This is a genomic window from Algoriphagus oliviformis (assembly GCF_017254915.1).
Lineage (GTDB): Bacteria > Bacteroidota > Bacteroidia > Cytophagales > Cyclobacteriaceae > Algoriphagus > Algoriphagus oliviformis.
The window spans coordinates 99,432-122,017 of sequence record NZ_JAFKCT010000010.1 but is presented as its reverse complement, the minus strand read 5'-3'; the positions used below and the strand labels follow the sequence as shown (position 1 = coordinate 122,017).

General features: G+C 50.1%; 20 protein-coding genes. 4 read left to right on the top strand and 16 right to left on the bottom strand.

From position 1 onward, the window contains the following. Positions 1-106 precede the first annotated feature (106 nt). From J0A68_RS19285 to J0A68_RS19235, 11 genes are all read right to left on the bottom strand, one after another. Positions 107-781 (bottom strand): hypothetical protein, encoded by a 675-nt coding sequence (locus J0A68_RS19285; protein ID WP_206579884.1) that lies wholly within the window; start codon positions 779-781, stop codon positions 107-109. Further along, positions 745-1,488, bottom strand: coding sequence for a hypothetical protein (locus tag J0A68_RS19280; protein WP_206579883.1), 744 nt, complete (start codon positions 1,486-1,488; stop codon positions 745-747). Before J0A68_RS19280 ends, J0A68_RS19285 begins: the two co-directional genes overlap by 37 nt. A 15-nt stretch (positions 1,489-1,503) precedes the next feature. After that, positions 1,504-1,767 carry a hypothetical protein gene (locus J0A68_RS19275; RefSeq protein ID WP_206579882.1) on the bottom strand — a complete coding sequence of 88 codons (264 nt, stop codon included), beginning with the start codon at positions 1,765-1,767 and terminating at the stop codon, positions 1,504-1,506. A gap of 99 nt (positions 1,768-1,866) precedes the next feature. After that, positions 1,867-2,601: a LytR/AlgR family response regulator transcription factor gene (locus tag J0A68_RS19270; RefSeq protein ID WP_206579881.1), complete on the bottom strand. Its 735-nt coding sequence runs from the start codon at positions 2,599-2,601 to the stop codon at positions 1,867-1,869. A gap of 4 nt (positions 2,602-2,605) precedes the next feature. Continuing rightward, positions 2,606-3,391 (bottom strand): sensor histidine kinase, encoded by a 786-nt coding sequence (locus J0A68_RS19265; protein WP_206579880.1) that lies wholly within the window; start codon positions 3,389-3,391, stop codon positions 2,606-2,608. A gap of 201 nt (positions 3,392-3,592) precedes the next feature. Then, the gene (locus J0A68_RS19260; protein ID WP_206579879.1) at positions 3,593-3,844 is read right to left on the bottom strand and encodes a hypothetical protein; all 252 of its coding nucleotides are present in this window, start codon (positions 3,842-3,844) and stop codon (positions 3,593-3,595) included. Positions 3,845-3,946: 102 nt separating this feature from the next. After that, entirely contained in the window at positions 3,947-4,147 is a 201-nt protein-coding gene (locus J0A68_RS19255) for a hypothetical protein (RefSeq protein WP_206579878.1), read from the bottom strand. After that, complete coding sequence (locus J0A68_RS19250; protein WP_206579877.1) at positions 4,144-4,572, bottom strand: hypothetical protein; 429 nt, start codon at positions 4,570-4,572, stop codon at positions 4,144-4,146. Before J0A68_RS19250 ends, J0A68_RS19255 begins: the two co-directional genes overlap by 4 nt. Next, positions 4,572-5,321, bottom strand: coding sequence for a hypothetical protein (locus J0A68_RS19245; RefSeq protein ID WP_206579876.1), 750 nt, complete (start codon positions 5,319-5,321; stop codon positions 4,572-4,574). Before J0A68_RS19245 ends, J0A68_RS19250 begins: the two co-directional genes overlap by 1 nt. 730 nt (positions 5,322-6,051) lie before the next feature. Beyond that, positions 6,052-6,696, bottom strand: coding sequence for a DUF6266 family protein (locus J0A68_RS19240; protein ID WP_206579875.1), 645 nt, complete (start codon positions 6,694-6,696; stop codon positions 6,052-6,054). Positions 6,697-6,881: 185 nt separating this feature from the next. Next, a complete protein-coding gene (locus tag J0A68_RS19235; protein WP_206579874.1) occupies positions 6,882-7,076 on the bottom strand; it encodes a hypothetical protein in 195 nt (64 codons plus the stop codon). A 406-nt stretch (positions 7,077-7,482) separates the two neighbouring features. Here J0A68_RS19235 and J0A68_RS19230 point away from each other — a divergent pair, with 406 nt between their 5' ends. Next, a complete protein-coding gene (locus J0A68_RS19230; protein WP_206579873.1) occupies positions 7,483-10,062 on the top strand; it encodes a lantibiotic dehydratase in 2,580 nt (859 codons plus the stop codon). Here J0A68_RS19230 and J0A68_RS19225 read toward each other — a convergent pair. After that, positions 10,038-10,763 (bottom strand): LytR/AlgR family response regulator transcription factor, encoded by a 726-nt coding sequence (locus J0A68_RS19225; protein ID WP_206579872.1) that lies wholly within the window; start codon positions 10,761-10,763, stop codon positions 10,038-10,040. The genes J0A68_RS19230 and J0A68_RS19225 overlap by 25 nt on opposite strands. Then, entirely contained in the window at positions 10,729-11,766 is a 1,038-nt protein-coding gene (locus tag J0A68_RS19220) for a histidine kinase (RefSeq protein WP_206579871.1), read from the bottom strand. Before J0A68_RS19220 ends, J0A68_RS19225 begins: the two co-directional genes overlap by 35 nt. A gap of 931 nt (positions 11,767-12,697) precedes the next feature. On the opposite strand from J0A68_RS19220, the gene J0A68_RS19215 reads away from it, so the two are divergent. After that, positions 12,698-13,123, top strand: a complete 426-nt coding sequence (locus J0A68_RS19215) for a MauE/DoxX family redox-associated membrane protein (protein WP_206579870.1) — start codon at positions 12,698-12,700, stop codon at positions 13,121-13,123. 1,090 nt (positions 13,124-14,213) lie between these two features. Then, positions 14,214-14,501 (top strand): DUF6520 family protein, encoded by a 288-nt coding sequence (locus tag J0A68_RS19210; protein WP_206579869.1) that lies wholly within the window; start codon positions 14,214-14,216, stop codon positions 14,499-14,501. Positions 14,502-14,544: 43 nt separating this feature from the next. Here the strand turns inward: J0A68_RS19210 and J0A68_RS19205 are convergent, their stop codons facing one another. The 3 genes from J0A68_RS19205 to J0A68_RS19195 form a co-directional block, all read right to left on the bottom strand. Next, on the bottom strand, positions 14,545-15,891 hold the full coding sequence (locus tag J0A68_RS19205) for a RagB/SusD family nutrient uptake outer membrane protein (RefSeq protein WP_206579868.1): 1,347 nt from the start codon (positions 15,889-15,891) through the stop codon (positions 14,545-14,547). 154 nt (positions 15,892-16,045) lie between these two features. Further along, positions 16,046-19,267: a SusC/RagA family TonB-linked outer membrane protein gene (locus tag J0A68_RS19200; RefSeq protein WP_206579867.1), complete on the bottom strand. Its 3,222-nt coding sequence runs from the start codon at positions 19,265-19,267 to the stop codon at positions 16,046-16,048. After that, on the bottom strand, positions 19,264-20,565 hold the full coding sequence (locus J0A68_RS19195) for a TlpA family protein disulfide reductase (protein WP_206579866.1): 1,302 nt from the start codon (positions 20,563-20,565) through the stop codon (positions 19,264-19,266). Before J0A68_RS19195 ends, J0A68_RS19200 begins: the two co-directional genes overlap by 4 nt. A 1,448-nt stretch (positions 20,566-22,013) precedes the next feature. On the opposite strand from J0A68_RS19195, the gene J0A68_RS19190 reads away from it, so the two are divergent. Further along, positions 22,014-22,463: a helix-turn-helix domain-containing protein gene (locus J0A68_RS19190; RefSeq protein WP_206579865.1), complete on the top strand. Its 450-nt coding sequence runs from the start codon at positions 22,014-22,016 to the stop codon at positions 22,461-22,463. The last annotated feature ends 123 nt before the right edge of the window (positions 22,464-22,586 follow it).

The window sequence follows — 22,586 nt, the reverse complement described above, 5'->3', positions numbered from 1 at the left end:
AAATATCCAAAATCAGAAGTTGGAGGGGGCTAGCTAGTAGCCGGAGGCAAATGCCTAAAAATCGGAAAACCTATTATTCAAACTCCAGAAAGTATCTGGAAAGGATCTACTTGGAAGAGGGGATCAACAACAAGCCAACCACAAAAAATCCATATTGGATGATGTTGATCAGGTTTCTCATGTACCAGATCTTGTCGATGATTTGGGAATAGAGCAGTGCGTCGATAAAAAAGGTGCCGAAGGTGTATAGAAAGATTCCAGACATAATCCAAAACCACGGATAAGACAAAAGGCCATCATGCTGCTCGGCCATGCGCAGGAGTGAAAATCCCGAGAGAAATGCAATCGTAACAAGAATGAACATTTGTATTACGGAGGAGTAGAGCAAATCCACCCCAATAAAATCAAAATAAAACTTTACGAGAAAGCAGAGTAGAAAGGCAACTCCGATGACGGTTCGAGCTCGTCTTCTAGTATCTGGTTGCAAATTCAAGCTCGTAACCCAAAGAAAAAAATACGCCTCATATACGAGGTAAACGACCAACAGGTATCCATGTATTTTCCATACAGAATTTGTCTTATAGGCGGCAAAGCCTATCCCATCCACCAAGGCGCCAAAAAGCAGAAACAGAAAAAACAGGCGAAGTTTTAAATCGCCTGTTTTTAGTTTAGCCCCCGCAATAGCCAAGGGCAGCAGTATCGAAAAAGATGAAATTTCTTGTATAGTAAACATATTCAATGATATCATCCAATTTGATAGGGAGGGGGTGGCGGTGGCCAAGAGTTTTGAAGAATCCTTGGTGTATTTGTGGTCGGTGCTTCTGCCGTTATGATATTTTTTCCTTCATCATCTACCCCTACCAATACTATACGGATCCGGTTTGACTCTTTATGGCTATCACTTTCATCATAGCCAAAGTAATACCTTACTGCCTTCAATCCAGTGTAGCCGAGAAAATCCATCACGTCCCTATTGACAAAACCCCTATTTTCGAAGAAACTACAACGGAATTTATTATATGGGACTTCATTTTCATCTGTTGGAAAATTATGTAGCAAAAATGAAACATCATCTTTATCGATTTCTTTGTCAGGGGGAATTGAAAGTGGCATTTGTTGTGAAAGAAGCATATCTACAACAGAGTCATAATCTATTCTCCCTGAATAGGTGAACGTGGAAGCAGGATAAAATAAAGTCGTCGCTCTGGGTTCGGAAGCTACGTCCCCAACTTTGTAGGAGCCATCCTCAAATGCCATAAACAACTTTGGAAATCGGCCGGAATTATCTCTACAATACCAACCCATGCATCCAAAATATTCTAATCCAACCCCTCTTATTGCAGCTTCAGAAACAGTTCCGCCAATAGCTTCGTTTCTTGCTAAGTCGATTAAGTTTCGTTCGTTCAGGAATGCCAATATAAGCTTCGCAGCCTCTTCTAAGCTGATTCTGTACGACTTATTAAGCACATCATTCAATGTTTCTCCCATAGTATATGTATGTTTTTAAGTTGAAAATTTATACCCTCCAAATTCCTTTTCCCCCACTCCAATGACTCTGGTCAATAAATACTGTGCTTCCCGGGGGGAAGAAACGCTAACCGAATAGGTGCTGCCAGGATCTCCTTTGATCACCCAGTGCAAAACATAGCTTTCACCAGTCTTCAGAACCAGCTCTTTTGTTGAGCTGCCGGTGGAGATGAGTTCCTCGTCCAAGAAAAGCCAAATCTTACCGTGTAATGCAAAAGTGGATACTACTAGCTTGACCATAGTTAAATCTTTGACCAAGCTCAACTTATATCCATCCTATTCCTAGTTAGCCCTAGAATTCGGCGCCTCTCTCCTAGATTTTGGCAGACAAGCCCCGACTTATCTCAGAGCTCCCAAAAAACCCTCCTTTCTCCGACGGGACACATCCAATACCGCTCCATCTATCAACTTCACTTGCCCTCCCTCCCCTTTGATGTATTCCGCGAGGTAGTCCAAGTTGATCAAGTGCGAATTGTGTATCCGATAGAAGCGATAACCTCTCAGCATTTCCTCACAGTCTTTGAGTGTGCGGGAGACGATGATCTGCCTTTTATCCTTTAGAAAAAACGTGCTGTAGGTATTGTCAGACTCACATCTGATTATATCGGCTACATTGACGAAGGTGTAACCCGTAAAACTCGGGAGGGCGACCTTTGGCCGTTCGGAATTTTTTGAGAGATTGTTCAGTAGCTGCTGGATGTGCTCCACGCCGCTTCCCTTTTTTGTTTTAAACCTCTCCAATGCTTCTGCAAAGGCCATTGGGTCTACGGGTTTGACCAGGTAGTCCACCGCAGCCATTCGAAAAGCCCTGACCGCGTATTCTTCATAGGATGTACTGAAAATCAGCGCGAAATCAATCTTGGCTCTTCGGCTGAGCCATTCGAAGGAGGTGCCATCTTTCAGCATCACATCGCAAATGGCCAAATCGGGATGTGTTTGCGTCACCAGTTCCTCCGCCGTGTCAGTGGAATCCGCCAACCCTGCCAACTCGAATTCAGGATACTGTCCCAACAGTCGAATGAGATTCTCCTGAGCGTGCTTTTCGTCTTCGATGATAATCGTCTTATAAGCCATAGTCCTATTCTTCAAAAGGAATTAGAATGCGAACTTCCCTTCCGCCAAGCTGTTCTGGGTTTTCGTGGAACGTGAAGGACGCTGAGGTGTGGTGAAGCTGATTGTAATAGTCGAACCGCTCCCGCATGAGCTGCACGCCCATGGAAGTCTTTTTGACGAGTTTGCCCAAGTCATAATCATCCGCTTCTTTTTTGTCTTTCCCGCCATCCCTGATTCTACAACACAGGTGATCCGCATCATAAACCGAAAAGTGGACTTTAAGCTGTCCTCCTTGAGAGAGTCCGTGCCAAACGGAATTTTCAAGAAAGGGCTGGATAAACATGGGGGGAACCCCTATTTCCTTCCCATCCAACTCGGGTTCCATTTCAAACAAAAAATCGAAGGAGGAGTTGACCCGCATCTGCTCCAGCTCCAGGTATATCTTGTTGTGTACAATTTCATCCTGGAGCTCTACTAGTGCTTTGGCTGAACTCTCCAAAACATAGCGCACCAGCTGGGAGAATTTGATCAGATAGGTACCCGCCAGTTGGGAGTTGTTGGTTTGGATGTAATGGTGGATGGAATTGAGGCAATTGAAGATAAAATGAGGGTTGATCTGTGCCCTAAGCGCCTTGAGCTCTCCCTCAGCTACGCTTAGCCTTAGCTGTACCTCCTTCTGTTTGAAGTGGGACTCTCTCTTTGAGCGATAAATCACAAATACAATAAAAGTGAAGGCGATCACGACTGGAAGAAGGATAAAGAGCAAAGCCCTATTCACCTGCGCATCGGTATCGGGCGATACCAATTCCAAGGATTGGGCTTGTAGGGATTCCAACAAAACAGGTAAGGTCAAGAGTCAAAAATCGCAGTTCAAAAATCACTTTAATGTAGTTGGTTTTCAAAACATTGACAATCAATAAACAGATATTTAGCAAAAAATTAGTTCAAATCGAAAAACCACAAAAACCCGAGCGGGACACCCGCCCGGATTTAAATGCTACAAATTCTATCCTTACTTCACCGTCTTCAGCAGACGCGCTTCGAATGCGGTGCTGTCAACAGTGAGTTGGCAGATGCTCACCAGGATGGTCCCAGCCGTGACCGCATGGCCCGCATAAGCCTGAAGGATTTCCGGTACCGCACCGGGCGCCGTCAGAATAGCGGCACCGATTGCAGCGATGAGCAATCCTGCCTTTTTCAAAAACTGAAAAAAAGGCGGTGTGGGGGCCAAAGCCCGGTTTTTTACTTCTGTGAGTAGGTTCATGTGTTTGTTATTGGTTATTGGTAACTAGTTATTGGTTCATTTGGTCAATAGCTGATAGGCCATAGACCAGGGAAGCGGTGAGCTGAAAGCGCCAAAGGACTGTCAGAAGCGCATGTTTTTGAACTGCATGCGGTATTTTTCCAACAGGGACTTGATGAGGGCCTGCTCGGCCTCCAGCCTGACAACCGACTCCTTCAACCGAGCAAGCTCAGTACCCATCAGCCTAAAATCCTGCATCAGGAGCTTGAGGAAATAGGCGATGACGGAAAGGAGGAGCGCGATGACCCCTCCCCCCAAACTCAAGAGCAAGCCGCTATCCGACACGTAGGTTGCGAATAGGGTAATGTCCTGGCCACGATCTGTAATTCTACGACCTCCCCCTTCTCCCATACCGGCTCCAGCTCATCCATCAGTTTAAGAAAAGCAAGTTGGGTAAAGAGCGGCGTGCCGTCGGCGCGGTAGGCGGACACGGGGCACAGTTCCCCCGATCCGGGTGCTTGGTTTGGGGCTTTGGAACGTATCCAGCCCCTGTCTCCTACCCTAATCCTCCAGCCCTCTTCTTCCGTGTGCACAGGCTCCAGTTCGTAGACTCCTTCCTCCAGACAATGGAGACCTGGATTGCAGCAGGCCTTCGGGGCCTCCCGGATAAAAGAGACTTGGCGGTTTCCCAGAAAGAGCCGCCCCAGGGTCACCCGGGGAGTGTATCTTCGCATCAGAAGCAGCCTCATCACCCAGCCTTCTCTACCGAGATGATCTTGGCAGCATTGTGCGCCCCGTTGTTGATCGCATACTCCACCCCATTGACCAGCTGGATGAACTCCACAGAGATCAGAAAAGCGAAGTGGGTACCTGCCAATTGGGACTTGGCTACCGAGAGCGTTTGGGCAGCGGATGCATCCAACACCGATTGCGTGGCGATGTTGGACTGTACCACCGTTCGGCTGTTTTGGTCGAAATCTACTCCCACACCTGTTGCGGAAAGCTTAAAATGGCTAGCCCCTTTCGGAATAGCAATCATGTCCTGGGGTACAAACTCAGGAAGCTGTACGTCAAATGAGGCCGCTCCATTGCTCGTTTGCATCTCAAAGCACAGGGTACTCCCCAAGGAGGATCCCGCATTAAGCTCTAGGTCTTTAAGTACATCCCAATTCCCTTCCTTCACCCGTCGGTCTCCCCTGACGTTGACCTCGTCGGATTTGAGCACCTGCATCAGCATCTGGGTGATGCGAAGGTTAAGCCGCTTATCTCCTATCTGCGAGATCACAGGACGCAGCGCATCCCGCAGCAGCTTGGAGGAATTGGCATTGTCCGTAAACTCCCGGATGTTTTCCCGGGTACGGGCGTATCGTGGATCGTTCATGATCCGGGATTTCTCCACGCCACCCTTTTCCCGGGCGAGGTAACCATTTCTGGTCTTGTAAAAGGACAGTCTCCCGACCGGTCCCTTGAGTGTGATCACTCCTGTCTGTTTTGCCATAGCATTATGGATTTCGGTGAAACATGGAGCCAAGGTCAGCGATAGCACACTGGTTATCAATTGAATGTGCAGTCTATGCGGATTTTGCCGATTGGTAAAAAATTGCAGGTTTGTGAAGGAAAATGCAGGATTAAGCTGTCGCAGCTTCAGTTTGCAGCGGGCATTCCCAGTCGGCAGGATTTACAAATGGCGGAGAAGGAATTGGAATGAAAATCCTACGATAGGTGGTTCGACGTTGCAAATGTCGAACAACGAAACAAAGGAGGGAAATAACGTGGTCTGTGAGACACAGACCACGTTTGTGGGTGATGTTGTCGTATGTCGGGAAGGACAAAAACGGCTGAGGTACACATGCCTTGTTGAAGTTCGACAGCCTTCGGGGTCGGGGAACAGTGATCTATCGGGAGACAGCCCACTGAAGGAAATGCAACGGACTGACCCTGAAGGGGGCAAATGTGAATAGCCGGGTATGGAATCCTGAGGCACGAAGGATGGAATGCCCGTCAATTAAGTGAAAAGGCTATTTCCTTCGGCACAGAAAACACGGGGAAGATCACGAGCAATTTGCCGGAGGACGGAGAGTAATTAGGGTTAATCCCAGAGATAGCCCCGTTTGTGGGGACACAAACGACGGAGGATGGTAGTTCTCCATTGCAAAAGTCGGACAGCGGACGGATTGAAGATCCTACGATATCGGGTCGGGATTGCAAATCCCGACCAGCCCCTACCATCAAATTTTCCCCAGGCAGACCGAATCTGAAAATTCGATCTTGCCTTTACGATTGGTATAGAAAGATGCGAAGTGGTAAAACTTGCCCTCCAGAGGACCTGACCAAGGAAATTGGATGGTCAAGTTTCCATTTTTTCGGTAGCCTCCGTCGACTACGCTCCACCTACGCTTGGACACTGGATCGTAAGCCAAATAAAACATTCGGTCACCTTCAGTTCCGTTTCCCTCAAAAGAATTCGGCCTCCAGGTAAGTCGAGCTGTACTTTGCCCATCCCATATCAGTTGACACTCCTCCGGAATCAATAGATCCCCGACAGAAGTCTGTATTCTCTCGACAATAAGAACCGGCTCCCCTCCGGTGTTGACTACGGCCTTCTTGACTGCAAGCGAAATTGCCTTGCCAACCCGTTTGGAATTTTCACCCCTAAGGCCAGAAAAGCCAAACTCAAGTTCAGTCCTGATAGATGCCAACATTGAGGAGACTATCGCAAAGGCTTTTCTTTGGTAGATTTGCCTTTCGGAAGGCGGCACCGAAATTTTTTCAGGCTTGGATCGAAAGCAAATTTTTCCATTACGCTGGTAGATAATGAGCTTTCCTAGCTTTCCAGAGACATTGCCCAAGATACTCTCATTTGAAGTTGCCATTTGTAATTGTTTGGGTTTTGATTTCCTGTTGAACAACGACTCCAATTGGTCTTTTCCCGAACTCATCCTCGAGGCTAGGTCGATGCTGAGTCGAAGAAAAGACGAAGATGAGTCGAAGATGAGTCGAAGAAGATGGGTCGATCGTGATACTTCACTGAAATTCGCCCGGGCCAAGTTTATCCCTACTAGATGATGTATTGGGAGACATGCTCGAGTGGAATACCTGAGAAATCGGAAAACTCCTCTTGGGTAATGAACTGGTGTTCCCCCTTTCCGTAGAACTTTCTCATTTTTTGGACTAGTGCGTGGGCGTAGCGCTCACTCCTGCCAGTGATGTTCTGGATGTCCTTGGGGTAGATGACACATCGTTTTTTGAGCATGGTTAGAGGTGTTTGGTCAGAAGTCTGTTTTGCTTGCCTGCAAAAATTGCCTGCGGGATGAAATAGAAAAGACGTCCATTTTCTTTTCCTCTACTGCGGCCTGTTTCCAACCCAGAATCCGGCTGGTCATACGAAGCATTGCCCACCTAAGGTGATAAGTGGATTTCTTAAAGCAAAAGACCCGTGGATTTTATGGATTCTGTGGATTCTTTGTAAAAAATTGGACTTGAAAAGACGTCCATCAATTACTTTGACATATGACTCCGCCCTCAACCATTTGACGGCTAGACCGGAGTAAACAAAAAGCTGAAGGGGCCTGATTTCGTCACATGTCCCTCCCTACTGCATTTCGTCCCCAAATTCCAGCTTTTAGGTATTTTTTAAGGAATTCTGAAAACAAAAAGCGATGGACTTTTTGTACAGAATGCATTTGGTGGACTTTGATCCCAAAGACGGGAGGCAAATCCAAGCTAATTGGGATTGGATCAGAGAAGCAATCAGACTCTCCTCTGCCTCACTTTACAGTGAGATCGAAAAGATAGATTACGGTTCGGCGCCTCCGCCTGTCAAAAACAAAATCCGCAAATACCTCCTAAGAGGCCGATATCGCTCCACGCCGTTCGGTATGTGGGCCGGGGTTGGTGTCGGAACATGGGGAGTCAATACCCTTGCAGAATTGCCATTGTGTTACAGCCCAATCGTCGAGGATGGCCCGATCAGCGCAGACGTGCCATTCCAAGAAGACAAAAGCTACCAGGCTGCCCCAGGATTAAAAGTCCATGGCCAAGAGATCCACTATTGGACATACTGCCCTGAATCGGAAGGCTGGAGAATAAGCTTCTTGGACAAAAACCCACTTCTTGAAATTCTTTTGGCCTATTTTGAAAAATGCCACAAACTGGATTTTGAAACATTCAAGACCTTCTTTAAAACGAAAAACAAGGAATATCTCCACCGCATCTGGAAGATGCTTTTGGAGTCGGGAGTGGTTGTTTCGGAAGACTTCGTTGAGGTATCCAGCAGTAGAGGGGATTTGGGAATAGACGTCATGCTGGTTTCAAAACTGTCCGTGAACCGTGCTGTCCAAGAAAAACTGGAACATCTGGTTACAGAAATCGGCAATCTTTTCGTGCCAGTCGAAAGCGACTATCTCGGGAAGTTCAAGGCTTGGTTTAGCCATAGTTTTGACGATCGCTTTGTGCCAATCTCCCTGCTGGCCCACCAACATGAATTCTTCAAACCTTTATTTCCCATCAAACCCGATTCAGGCTCCAATGCCGAGCTTATGCAACAGCTTTGGAAACAATCGCGAACTTTCGATTTGAGTACGTGTTTTCAAGACAAACAAACGGATTTGGACCATCTCCAAATCGCTTTCAAGGTTTTGGGAGAGAACGAGGTTTTTGTAGAAAATATAGTCTGTAACCGCCCATTTGCCTATTCGGGGAGATTCAGCCTAGCTCCATCGGTCAAACAATTCCTTATCGAAAAACACGGCAAAAGTCCGTCAGATGCGGTGCTTGCGGATATCGTCTTTTTCGAATCATCCAAGTCAAACTATATCGCGAGGCATGAAAACATCTTTCGCTATACCATTTATCCCTTTGGTCCAAGCGGAAAAAACCAGTGCCGATTGGGAACAGAGGATCTTCTATTGGGACTCAGGGAAAACCGAATGGTATTGTATAGCCAAAGGTTGGGTACCCAGGTCATTCCCATAGTTCAGCATCCGATCAATCCTGAGCAGATTAGCCATCCGCTTTCCCGTATGCAATGGGAAATAGCCAACCAGGATCAATACCGCTTCCTTCCCTATCAAGACCCCGCATTTCAAAACAGCAGATACGTCCCGCGACTTACTTGGAAAGGTGTAATTCTGCAGGGGACACGGTGGATACTGAATTCCCGGGATCATAAATCAAAAAATGAGCTATTCGAATTCCTGCAAAACTCCGGCATAGCCTGTCCCGTACAAGCAGGCCATTTAGACCGCGAGCTCGTAGTGGATTGGACCGACCCCATAGAACTGGGCTTTCTTTGGGAGGAACTTAGGCGACTGACAGAAATCACGCTCTATGAATGTCCATGGATACAATCGTCGCCATTCCAAGCAGACAACGGCCAGCAGCTCTACCCCCAAATGGTGTATTTCTGGCGAGGGAAAAAAAAGGCTGAAACTCCCCTCGGGTTTTTAAACCGTATCGTTGACAGCGACGCCGGGTGGATCTATGCGCGGATAGGCATTAAAGAGACCTACCTGATCCCTTTTCTGGCAAAGGCGCTCCCCCAACTTATCAGGGAAATAAAAAGCAAATTTCAACTGCATCGCTGGTACTGTCTTTTTTATGATTCTGACGTAAAGGAAATTCGATTGCGAATCCATCTTGCAGATCCCGATTCACTCAGGCACATACGATGCGAACTTGAAGATTCGCTCCGCAAAAGCGGATGGGTCGACTCAGTACAGTTTGGAGACTATTATCCGGAGTTTGAAAAATACAGCCTGGCCAATCAAGGCATTTCATGTTCCGAGTCCCTCTTTCACCTCGAGTCTGAAGCAATTTTTCTTGGAGACGACTGCCGTAATATACCTCCGATCTTGAGCTGGGAGCCTGGCCGACGATTGGCATGGATCACCAACCGTTACCATTGTCTGATCGAGATGACGGGGATTCAGCTCGAGTTTTTCCGCTATCTCCGAGGATTGCTAAAGCAGATCCCGTCCAAGGAGCGTCCTCGGTACCGGGTGACTGATTTAAGGCCAAGCCGCCTGGACGAAACTCTAGGCATAGAATCATTCCAGGCAATCGGAAGAAGTCTTGCGAGTGCAACGCCAGAAGAACTTCTGAGAATCATCCCAAACCAACTCCATATGTGTTGCAACCGTGCCTTTCCACTAGACACCTACTTGCAAGAGCGGCGGGTGATGTACGGGATTTACGGACTGCTTGGAAAGTCGCTTTACTGCCGATCCAGCACCTTATAGGTATTTAAAAGGGCGTCGCGAAAGGTTCTGGTAAGAACCAGGCTTTTTCCATTTTCAAGAATTACCTCGTTGGGCAGGATTTTCACCACTTTGTCCAAATTGACAATAAAGGATTTGTGAATTCGCGCAAACATCGAATTGGGAAGCACCTTTTCTACGGACTGAATGGTAGACCGCTGTTTGTACACCTGTGGTGGGGCGTGAAAATAGGTGTAGTTCTGAATTTGTTCGACGTATAGCAGTTTCCCAAATGCGACCTTGGTAAAGCCAAATGTCACGTAGTCCTCTACCAAGAAGTAATCCCGGACAGGCTCGGGGAGGACAGCCTCACTGGTGATTTTTCTGGCCACTTTTTCAAGTTTTCTTTTGAGGGAAAGCACATCGACTACTGGCTTGAGAATATAGGCGGCAACGGAAATATCAATGCTTGGAAGGGCGAATTTCTTGTAGGCGGAGCAGATAATCACCGGTATTCCCAATTCCTCCATGCGTTCGGAAATCAGAAGCCCGTTCAGCGCTTGCATTTGGACATCGGTTATCAGGATATCGCAGGTTTTTTCCGTTGCCAAACGTAAGCCTTCATGAGGGTCGGTCACGGCGAATTCTACTTTATATCCGGGAATCCCTGAAATAAAATAACTGAGTCGTTCCAATGCCAAAACCTCGTCATCGATCAGGCCAAGTTTGATTGGGTGTCGCATAGGGGATCGTTAGGTTAAGGGAGAAGACAGCCCCGTTGGAGGCTGTGTTGAGTTCCGCATTTGGAAAAAAATAGTCGATGATATTTCTGACGGTGTCGATACCAAAGCCACTTTTCTCCAAGGGTGGTGTTTTACCCACCTTGTTTGTCGTGGAAAAGCAAAAAACCTGCAAAGCACTGTCGTCATGGGCTATTCCCGCGCTAATTATTACCGGATAGTCCGCATCCTGGAATATCCCGTGTTTGAACACATTCTCAATTAGCGTGATCAGCAAAAGTTTGGGCATATACAGCTCATCTTTTTCAAGCAGGGAAGCGTCGATGTCTTCCTGGAAACAAAAGCTCTCTTCAAAGCGCACCTTCTGGCCGTGTAGATAGGATTGCAACGCCTCTACCTCCGACGCCAGGGAATTGAATTTGTCGGTATCGAGATAGGCATAGCGGAGTATGGTAATGAAATGGTTGAGATCCTCAAAGAGCTCCGGCGAATACCTGAGCGACTTGGTGGAGATATCACCGATCAGGTTCAACATAAAATGGGGGCTAAGGCGCGCATTCCTGTAGTCAATGCTCAGTTTGTCCAGCCTGATTTCGGTTTTGTGTTTTTCCTGAAGCGCCCGGATAAGCATGTACACGGCCCAGACCGTCATAGTGACCGGAAAAAACACCAGCTGCCTCATGAGTTCATACACCACAAAATCACCGAAGGCATAGTCGACGATGCCTGTAGCCCAAAACATGACATACTTTGTCAAAGCCAAAACGGCTATTGAAGCCATGGAGATACCCGCAATGAACAATGTACGCTTAGAGTAAAAAAAAGAGGGAATCAGCCAGAAAAAATAAATACAGGAAGTCAAAAAGCCTATGACCGTAGTGACCAGCGCGAAGGGGATACCGTTTGACTCCAGCTTGAGGTAGACGGTGGAAATGATATCAACGGTAGGATACACTATCCAGGGGACAGCCAAAATCAAGATTGGCCTCTCGATGAAAGGCCTCATTTTGTCACTGAGCCATTTAATGCGGGGATTTGTCCCAGACAACTGGATCACCGGTGGAGGCCATATACTTTTCATAAAAATCACACTTATGATCAAAGAAAAAGAATTACGGACACTGGACCTGCGGGCAGGCCACACCCAAGTCAATTGATCTGCCTACGCTGGCAGGCAAAGCAATCGTCTCACCGGAAGCATTATAAGGGAATGCATCACGACGATTACCAGAATCTGACTTTAAGGAAGTTTTTGTAACAGCAATCGGTACAGGCCACTGGGCAAAGTGCCTGTTTTCAAACATGTCTATTTACCCACCACACCATGCAATACCGGATCGTCATTCCGGTGGGGTAATCCCCAACTCAAGCGGATTTCATCAAATGAAATCCGCTCTTTGTTGTACGGCTTGGGTTTTCCCGATGATGGAAAACCTCAATCCGTCGACGGAGATACCATGAAATTCGGCAAACTCCTGGAGGGTAACCAGGTGATGCTTTGATTTTCCGTAATGCTCCTTCACCCGCTTCAAACAATAGTAAGCGTACGATCTACTCCTTCCGGTCAACATCATGATATCCTGAGCATAGATGATTCTTCTTTCGGTAAGTATCATTGAATGTTCAGCAAATAAACTTCTAAGACAGGGCAAAAATTTTCCTTGCCAATGCCCACCTTGGAACTCCCTAGAAACTAAAAAGGCCTTAATACCCACAAATTATAAAAATCGTTTAAAAAGCAAAACTAATTCTATTTTTTATTTTCATCCTATCGTGAGGCAAGCGGAGGCGCTCAAAACGTGTTTTGCCTCATGGAGAGAGCTCTCGCTCCTGAAGTGGCTAAATTTTGTCCCGTAGCAATCAACTTTTAGCATTTCGTCCCAAAACACGACACGACACAATATTTATTTTGAAGTTGGCCGGACAATAAGACGGTCATGGAAAAGCTAGTAAACACCCTACCCAATTTTACTCTCATCATGCTTTGGACCTATACCGGAGTTGACAAACTGCTTCGATTTAGGGAAAGCAGCCGCGCTTTTCACAACCAGACCTTTCCCGCGCAGCTTGCGGAAGTTTTGAGCTACGTCGTACCCGGAGTCGAGTTGCTGATTGCCCTGCTCCTGCTCTTTTCAGTCACCCGTTGGTGGGGGTATCTGGGCAGCGTCATGTTGCTGACGGTATTCACTACTTACGTAGGGTTGATCTGGGCGGGGGCTTTTCCACGGGTGCCCTGCAATTGTGCAGGGATATTGGAGAGTTTGGGGTGGGCGGAGCATTTTGCGCTGAACGTGATTTGTATCGGGGTGGCGGTGTGGGGAATTACAATTGAGGGTTGTAGAGTGGAAAAGTTGGAAGGTTAAAAGTGTCGGGTGTCGGATGACCGGCGTCGGGTGTTGACCCGTTGTCGCATGCGAAATGCGCCGTAGGTGCGACATCTTGGTAGCCGGGGGTGCAGCGCTAGCGGAACCCAGGGTAAAAAAAAAAAAAGAAAAAGGCCGTTGAATCCGGCGCAGAAAACATTGTGAAAACAGAAGGGGAAAAATGCCGGAGGACGGAGAAGAAAATATGGATAGGAAAATGGTGGGAATGCCGTCCGTTTTCCGGGGAAGTAGGACAACACGAGGCGGATTGAAAATCCTACGATAAATGGTCGGGATTGCAAATCCCGACCAGCGGCAAAACACGGTGAGAACCGCGGGATAAAATGCCGGAGGACGGAGTGCGGAACATTGCCGGATTAAAAATCCTGCGATGCGCGGTTCGACATTGCTCCCGACAATTGTCGCGGATGCCGAACAACTAGGACAGTCGGTACAATCGGGACTATAGGGTCGGGGTTGCAAATCCCGACTAGCAACCAAGAAAAGCGCCGTAGGTGCGACATCTTGGTAGCCGGGGGTGCAGCGCTAGCGGAACCCAGGGTAAAAAAAAGAAAAAGGCCGTTGAATCCGGCGCAGAAAACATTGTGAAAACAGAAGGGGAAAAATGCCGGAGGACGGAGAAGAAAATATGGATAGGAAAATGGTGGGAATGCCGTCCGTTTTCCGGGGAAGTAGGACAACACGAGGCGGATTGAAAATCCTACGATAAATGGTCGGGATTGCAAATCCCGACCAGCGGCAAAACACGGTGAGAACCGCAGGATAAAATGCCGAAGGACGGAGTGCGGAACATTGCCGGATTAAAAATCCTGCGATGCGCGGTTCGACATTGCTCCCGACAATTGTCGCGGATGTCGAACAACTAGGACAACCGGGACTATAGAGTCGGGATTGCAAATCCCGACCAGCAAATCAATAAAGAGGTGCATCCCTCTCGGAAGCTTGAGTTGAGAGGCAAGCTTGCAACTGATGAACCTCTTACAGGGCGATGCCGAAAACCCTTTCCAGAGTAGGCATGATGATGAAACGGTTTGTCACTTTTTGATGGGTTAAAAAAGGGTCACTGATTATGAAACGAGTATTTAAAATGCTGCCCGCACTGGCACTTGTGCTCGCAGCCGGATTGGCTTTTGGCTTCAACGCGCCAGAAATTTTGGCCAAGAAAACAGCCACCAAAATCTGGACCCCCGGAGGCCCGCTGCCACACGGCTACCGGGACGTGACTGATGTGGTCAACAACGGCAACTATGACTGTGATTCCCAGTCTGCAGAATGCATCGTGGAGTTTTCCAACGATGATCCTGCGACCGGGATCAAGAATGTCCTGGACACCGGTGTGTACAGCCAGACTATGTAGTTCAGTATACCCAGGGCCTTTCGGCCTTGGGTATCTTTTTTGGCTATCGGGGATTTTGAAGGATCCCGCTTCTTGCCAATTCTTCGTCCGGAATGGGAAATGCATATTTTGCGGAACCGGGCAATAGCTGATATTCCTGCCCCAACACACTTCTTTGCAACGTCGTTTTCGATCCTTCCCACTGGTTTAGCCTTCGGATATCTGCCCACCTGAGTCCCCTCCCCACCAGCTCCTTTCTACGCTCCATGACAATCCTGTCCAGCAGAACCTGACCCGTAGACACAACAGGTTCAAAAAACCCGGTTTTATACCTCAATGCCAGAAGCCTGTTGAGAAAGTCCCTGGCTTTCTCCTCGTCTCCGCTTCTGAAGAAGCCTTCCGCAGCCGTGAGGTAAAGCTCGCCCACGCTGATTCCGCCAAAGAATTGGTTGGTACCGGTCAAAAACTTGGAAAAGGTAAACTTCCCGCCCGCTCTGGCGATGAAATAGGCCTGCTTCCTCAAGTCAGCAGGCCCGTAAGATGCAATCAATGCGGAGTCCACCGAAGCCTCGGCAGATCTCATGAAGCCGTTGGTAAGCAGCGAGGAATAAAACACCATCTCCCCGTTGAAAGCGGTGAAGGGCCTAGGCAGGGAGAGATTCAGGGTATTGAAGTCAACTCGTTCAACGTAAATTCCCAGCGCCTTTTCGGCGCTTTCCGCAGCCTGCCGAAACTGAAAGGTGTCCATCAGCACCCTGGACATCAGCCCGAGTGCGGCAGCCCTGGAGGGTCTGGTCTTGGGTACCGAACTGTCGGGAAGCAGGGCTAGCGCCATTTCCAGATCCGATACCAGCTGCCGATAGGAGTCTTCCAGGCTTGCCCGCTTGGGTTGGGCGTTGATGTCCGCTCGATCCCTGAGCACGATACCGAGCGTTTTACTATTGTCCCCGGACTGCAGATACGGCATCGCAAAGACCTGAAGGAGTTGATGATAGGCATAGGCGCGGTAAAACAGCGCACTTCCTTTGAGATGGTTGTATTGATCGGATCCTTTATCCGGGCTTCCTTCCAGCGTTTGCAGGGCAACATTGGCGTAAAACACCTGCTGGTAGAGCCTCGTCCAATCAGCCACGGGCTGGCCTTGGTAGGGGTCGTCTTCCCAGAGGTAGACACCCCGCTCTTGCGGGGTTGCCAGCGCGGTGAAACCCGCGTCGGAAATCTCGAATTCGTCGGCGGCGAGGTATGGAATGGAGGGCTGGACGTTAAACACAACGGTGTTGTCCAACAAGGCCTGTACGTCGTCCAAGGTATGTGGAACTACCAGGCTCTGCTCCGGCTTGGCGTCCAAAAAGCCCTCGCATCCCGAAAGGACCCATGCGGAGGCTAGGTAGATGTAGTGTAGTTTTTTCATGTTTTCATTTTTTGGGTAAAGGGGGTGCGGAGCCTAAGCCCCGCAGCCGGGATTGAATTAAATCTGGAGGTCACCATCCTCCCCTTATGAAGAAAGCCCCGGCTTCCCCGTTTTTGTCAAAGCTCAATCAAATGGATACGTCGGCTCCACTTTGTCAGAAGTCCAAATTGATTCCCACTGCTATGCTTTTTAAGGGACGGCTGGCACCAAAATCCGGATCCCAGTCCGTCTCCGTGGACTTCCAAAGCATGGCCAAATTGTTGGCATAGAGGAACAACTCCGCATTTCTGAACGATTTTGTCCAAGTAGCCGCTAGCGGCAGCCGGTAGCCCAAGCGGATATCCTGCAGGCGGATATGGTCGCCCTTTTCCACCAATACCGAACTGCTCCGATAAAACTGGTCCCGGAAGGCATCCCTTGCCGCGGGCTGGGAAGGAACTTGCGTGGACATTTCATCTCCAGGATTTTGCCAGCGGAGGGCATAGTCCGAATGGCCGCCCAAGCCTTGGAGAATGGTTTCGTATTGCACCGAGCTTCGCCTGAAGTAGTAGCCAAATCGGTAGGAAATGTTTGCCGAAAGGCTGAATCCCCGGTAGGCGAGCGTGTTTCTCAAGGAACCAAACACCGTGGGCCGGGCCGGGCCATGGTAGATGATCTCCTCCAATGTGGCGGAATTGATGATGGCGCGGTAGTCCTCGGAGGGCTCGCCATCCAGCAACCCTACTGGTGCCCCCGTATCCGGGTTGAGTCCCTCCCAAGGAAGCGAATAGACCGCAAAGAGCGGTTTGCCTACGACCGGGAAATAGGTGCCTCCGGAACCTGAAGTCCCGTTGAGCAGCAGGTTTTGCACAGCCACCTCGTTTTCATAGGCTGTGACTTCCTCCCTCACCCCACTCAACAGAAACACCGTCGACCAGGAAAGTTGGCCCCCTAGGTTTTGGGATTCCAGGCTTAGGTCATATCCCGTGGTAAGCATTGCGGCATTGTTGCCCGTGAAGGTGCTGATCCCGGTAGACGGGGCATAGGGTGTGGTGCCGATCAAGTCGACCCCCTGCTTGCGAAAGGCCTCGAAAGTCCCTGCAAGGCGACCCGATCTCGTTTCAAAATCCAAGCCTGCGTTGAAAATCCTGATGCGTTCCCAGCGCAGGTTTTCGTTGGGCGGGTTCACGATCTGGGAATAGGGAATCTGGGTGACTGGATTGAAAGTCACCGTCCGGGCGGTCGTAAAAGCCGAAAGGCTCCTGTCCACGTTGCCGTTGTAGCCATAGGACAGGCGCAGCTTGACAAAGGGCATGGCCTTCCAACGGTAGAAATCCTCCCCGCTGAGTGTCCAACCCAAACCCGCAGACCAGAGCGGCACGGCCTTTTGGTTGGCTTCCACCCCAAAAAGGTTGGACGCATCCTTTCTGGCACTGAGCGTGAGCAGGTACCTGTTTTGATAGACCAAGGCCCCATTGGCAAAGAGCGAGGTAAAGCGGTCAGTGCTGCGCGTCTGCCCGTCCCTGTTCGGAATTCTCGCAGAGGATTGTGGCGCATAATATTGGGAAAACAGTCCGGTATAGTCCACCGCTTGCGAGCTGTACAGCTCCGGATTGAAGCCATAGTATCTGCCGGATAGGCCAGTCGCTTGGTGGGACTTCACTTCTGCGCCTCCGAGGAGGTTGAGCGTCCAATCTTCCTTCCAGGACTTTTCGTAGTCCAGCTGTGCCCGTGCGGTGTGGCTGTAGGCCCTGTGGTCCATCCAATCGTAAATCCCCCCTTTGGGAATGGGATAAGAAAGCCTGCCTGACGCGTCAGACTGGGTGTAGGAGTTGACCAGATTCCTGGCAAAGTAGCTTGCCGAGCTGTAGACCGTCTCCGTCCGTCCCTGGTTTTGCCAGTACTGGTAGAGAATAGCCGCCTTGAGTCCCTTTGCCAAGCGGTAGTTGCCTCCGAGATTCAGACGCCAGTCGTCGCGCTGTGATTCCTCCGGGCTCAGGCCTATTTCGCCAAGGGGGACATAGGCCCAGTCCAGAAGGCCGTTCTCTTCGGCTTGGCGCTTGAAGCTCTCCCTATAGTCTTTGGAAACCGCCAGGGGATTGCCGTTTTCGTCGGAGAGGCGGGAATAGGGATATAGCTCGGCCATGGAGTTGACCATCAGGTCTTCCGGGCCTAGGCCTCCCGCTGTCCCGGTAGTCTTCACCCCAAAAATGGCCGTCTGGAGCTGCAATCGGTCTTTTAGCAGGTTGAGGTCATTCTTCACCATGACCGACACCCGTCTGGCACGATCGCCAACGCGGCTCTCCCGGTTTTCGTCCAGCCCCAGACCGATGCGGTAGGCATGGTGCTTTCCCCCTCCCGCCAAGCCCAGGCTGTACTGCTGGTTGAGCTGGGTTTGGTACAGATCCCGATCCAGGTAATCCCGCAGGTCATAGCCCCCGAGCCTTGCGATCTGGGAATCGGCTTCGGACTGGGAGATCACCCCGTCACGTGCCAGGATGAGTGTCTCGACCACCGGGCTCAGGACGGGATTGGAAAGGCTGCTTTCGGCCGTATTGTAAAATCCGGAGGAGAAGAGCTGCCGCTCCACGTTGATGAAATCACTGACTGATAGGTTTGGGGCAAGAAAAGGGTCGGGATGCTGGATCCAGTTGGCATTGGCGGAAAGACTGGCCTGAAGGGGCTGCTCCCTGCGGCCGGACTTGGTGGTGACGACGATGACTCCGTTGCCGGCCCGAGCGCCCCAGATGGAAGCGGCGGCGGCGTCCCGAAGTACGGTGACCGAAGCGATGTCGTTGGGGTTGATATCGTCTAGACTGCCGTCAAAGGGGAAGTTGTCGATGACCACCAGGGGCTGGGAATAGCGGCCAAGGGTGCTTCTTCCCCGGATGGTGATCGGGTCACGGCCGGTATCCCCGGTCCGGTTGATGATCAGCCCGGAGGTAACGTCCTCTAGGCGGTCGACAAAGCCGGTGCTGACGCGCCGGGTGACCAGCTCCTGGTCCAGCTGCACAAAGGAGCCCGAAGCCCGGTTTTTGGGGATTTCCTGATAGCCCGTCGCCAGCACCTGCACCTCCTCCAAGCCCATTTCCAGGGGCTCGAGGCTGAGCTTCACTTCCCTGTCAGTAGGGAGGTCAACCCGACTCTTGAGGGTCGCATAGCCAAGGGACTGGACGGTAAGCTCGTAGCCACCGACTGGCAGGCTGAGCACAAAGCGGCCTTCGGCGTCCGCGACTGCAGAGGCCCTCCCTGGCTCGGCCGTGACAAAGGCTCCCTCCAATACCGCTCCTGTACGGGAATCGGTCACTACACCGGAAAGGGCGGACAGGGCCTGCCCACAGATCTCATGGGCGGCACAATAGAGCACCACCGTAAACAGAATCAGGAATTTTTTCATGGGATGATGGGATTGGGTTGGCTGTTTTTGCGGAGCACGAGTATTGGGATCTCCTCTTCCCGCTCGATCAGGTCAAGGCCGTTTAGCCTGAGGGCTTGGCGGAGGCTTTCTACACTGGACAGCTGGGCCTCCAGCTCCAAGTCTATGGGATAGTCTATGCCCGTGCGATTGATGACCGGGATGGGGGAGCTCTGCAGAAAGACCACGTTGAGGTGGTAGACGAAGCCCTGGAGGGGATAGTGGGTCATTTTCACTCCGATGGGTCCTGTCTGGTAGCTTCTCTCCTCGGCAATGGACCTGGGAAAGGTTTTTCCCGGCTGTTGAACCAGGGCATAGACCTTTTTCTTTTTGGTCTCGACGGTGGCGCTGATCTCCGGAAAGTAGCGCTTCAGGTCTTCCCGCATCAGCTGGTAAGGATTGGCCGTGGGCGGTGCGATCAGCTCGTAGCCAAACACGTGCCCCCCCTCCTCCATCCATGCCCGATAGTCTGCCCCGGACTTGTTGGTGAATACCTCCTCCCGGCCAAAGCCGACCGTCTCGATCCGGTTTGTGCCAAAATAGTCGGTTTGGCTGCGCTCCGAATAGGCCAGCTGGTAGTGGGAGTACAGTGCCATGTTGACGATGCGGATGTGGGAGAAGTCCTCGTAGCGCTGGATCAGGGAGCCGTTGACATCGGGGATGTAGCCGGTCAGTGCGGACTGAAACCAGATGTTTTTGTTGGCAAGCCCGGGGCTCCCGGATATCAGCTTTTCGTTCGGGTCGAGCCGGATGCGACGGTCCTCCTTCAGTCGGAATGCGGACACGCCCGTATCCAGGAGGAGCTCCAGATTCTGCTCGGTGAGGTCCTCCATTCCCGTGATCGCTACCACCACACCCTTGGGATCGAGGATGATGAGGTGGGGTATGGTCGCGTGTGGAAAATAGGCCCTCAGACTGGACGCATCAGCCACCATGGGCAGCTGCATTGCGGCAAGCGAGGCATAGCTTTGCAGGGCTTCGTCCACACGATCCTCGGAAAAGATGCTGAGGGGGAGCACTTCGAGCCGGTCGGGGTACTTTCGGGCGATCTTCTCCAACTCCGGGAGCGAAGCGATACTGCCTGTGCAGGTGGGCGACCAAAACTCGAGGATAAGGTATTTGCCGCGGTAGTCGTCCAGCCTAACCCTGTCGGAGCCGTGGCGCAGGACGGAGCGGAACTCGATCCCCTCGGGGATTTTGTCCCCGATTTTCAGGGAGTCGGGGAAAGCGGGAAGATCCCGCTCCTCCCCTAACCTGGGTGAAAAGGCAACTTTTGCCATTGTTTCGCTCCCAGTCCCGATAAAAACCGGGAGGCATAGCATCCCGATAGCCATCGGGACTAGGAAGCATGTGAGTAAGATTTTTTTCATGAGTATGTGTTTGTTTTTAATGGCCTCCCCGAAAAGTCGGGGCTGGCTATGGAATGCCTTCTAGCGTGGTTTGGATTAGATATAGCTATCCTGCTTCAGGCATTTCATGTGCTTTGAATGAGTTGGAAGACCGAAGACGGGAGACGGAAGTATTGTCGGATGACCAATGCTTCGACGAGCTCAGCACGTGTGTCCGATGTCCGATGACCGATGTCGATCCTTCGAATAAGAAATAGGTAATGGACTAAGCCTGGCATCCCTGCAGTGGATGGGCTTATTGGTTTCGTCACTGCGAGCGGAGGCACGGAACGAAGCAGTCTCTTCAATCGGAGACGTCACTGCGAGGAGGAACGACGAAGCAGTCCTACCATAAACGGTACCCACACAGTGAGATTGCTTCGGCGGCCTTGATCGCCCAAAGGTCTTCTGGACATAAGACGACCTTCTCGCAATGACGTGCGTCACTCCCGAAATCCTTCGGGACTAGTGCGAGGAGCCTTTTGGGGCGACGCGGCAGTCTAATCCACGAGAATACTGCTTCCACTAGTGAGATTGCTTCAGGGTTTTGGCCACAACCTTAGCTATCAAACTCTTGGAACCCTTCGCAATGACGGTTTCGTCAATCAGTAACGTCACTGCGAGCGGAGGCACGGAGCGAAGCAGTCTCTTCAATCGGATTCGTCACTGCGAGGAGGAACGACGAAGCAGTCTCATCAATAGAAATCCTGCTTCCTTTGAAAAGATTGCCGCGTCAACCCTCTCTCCTAGCGTCGAGTGGCTTTCCTCCCGCCACGGCGGACAGGCGCAATGACGGATTCGTCACTGCGAGGAGGAACGACGAAGCAGTCCTCTTATAAGCAGTACTAAGCCGGTTAGATTGCTTCGCTCCTACGTCGCTCGCAATGACGTGCGTTACTCTCCGATGATGGAGTGGTGTGCCAACCGGAGTGTACAAAGTCCTGGTCGGGCAATCGGGGAGAAAAAGTGTTAAGTTTTAAACAGGCGATCAGATCGGATTCTTGGGCTTGAGAGGATACAGACGGTCTCCGGCAAGGATGCCTTGTGTACGGTACAACCCGGTGGGGCTCAGATAGCAAGACATACCCATCTCCGATACGAGCGAAATAATCGAATTTGAAATTGGCTCATCCTGCATCATGGTGATCTATCAAAGTATGACTCATGTTGTCAGGCCCTTCCATTGCAAAAACAACTATAGATATAAATGATCAAAGAAATATCCTATATTGCTTTAGCCGACTTTGAAGCCTTAACAAACCAAATATGTAGGCGGAGATTCGAGTAAAAAACCACCAGCCGTGGTAACTTACCACAGGACAAATTTTTATCTTTCAAGCATGAGCGAAGCAAAAAAAGACCGAAAGCAAATCCACCTCGGGCACAATATCCAGAGAATCAGAGAAATCGTGGGAATCAAGCAATATGCCCTTGCCGAGGCCTGTGACTGGAGCCAGCAGCAGATGTCCAAACTGGAAAACAGTGAGTATATCGATGATTCCACTTTGGAAACAATCGCCGAGAAATTGGGCGTGACGCCTGAGTTTATCAAGAATTTCGACGATGAAAAAGCTGTCTACAACATCCAAACGAACAATACCTTCAATGATCATGCGGTCAATTCAAGTCAACATAACCGACCGAACATTCAGTATTATCCAGTTGACCAAATCGTCAAGCTTTTAGAGAAGTTTATTGCCGATGACAAGCAAAAAAGTGCTCAAATTGAATCTTTGACCAATACAGTGAAGGAATTGGCGGAGGAAGTGAAGAGGATGAAGTCTAAATAGGAGAGCAAATAAAGCCAATCAACTAAATCCATTTTTAAATTAATGGCCAAAAATAAAAATACTTCTGCCCGCCATTAAAGTGGATTCCAAACTATCTAATTAATAATTGATGATGAAAAGTCA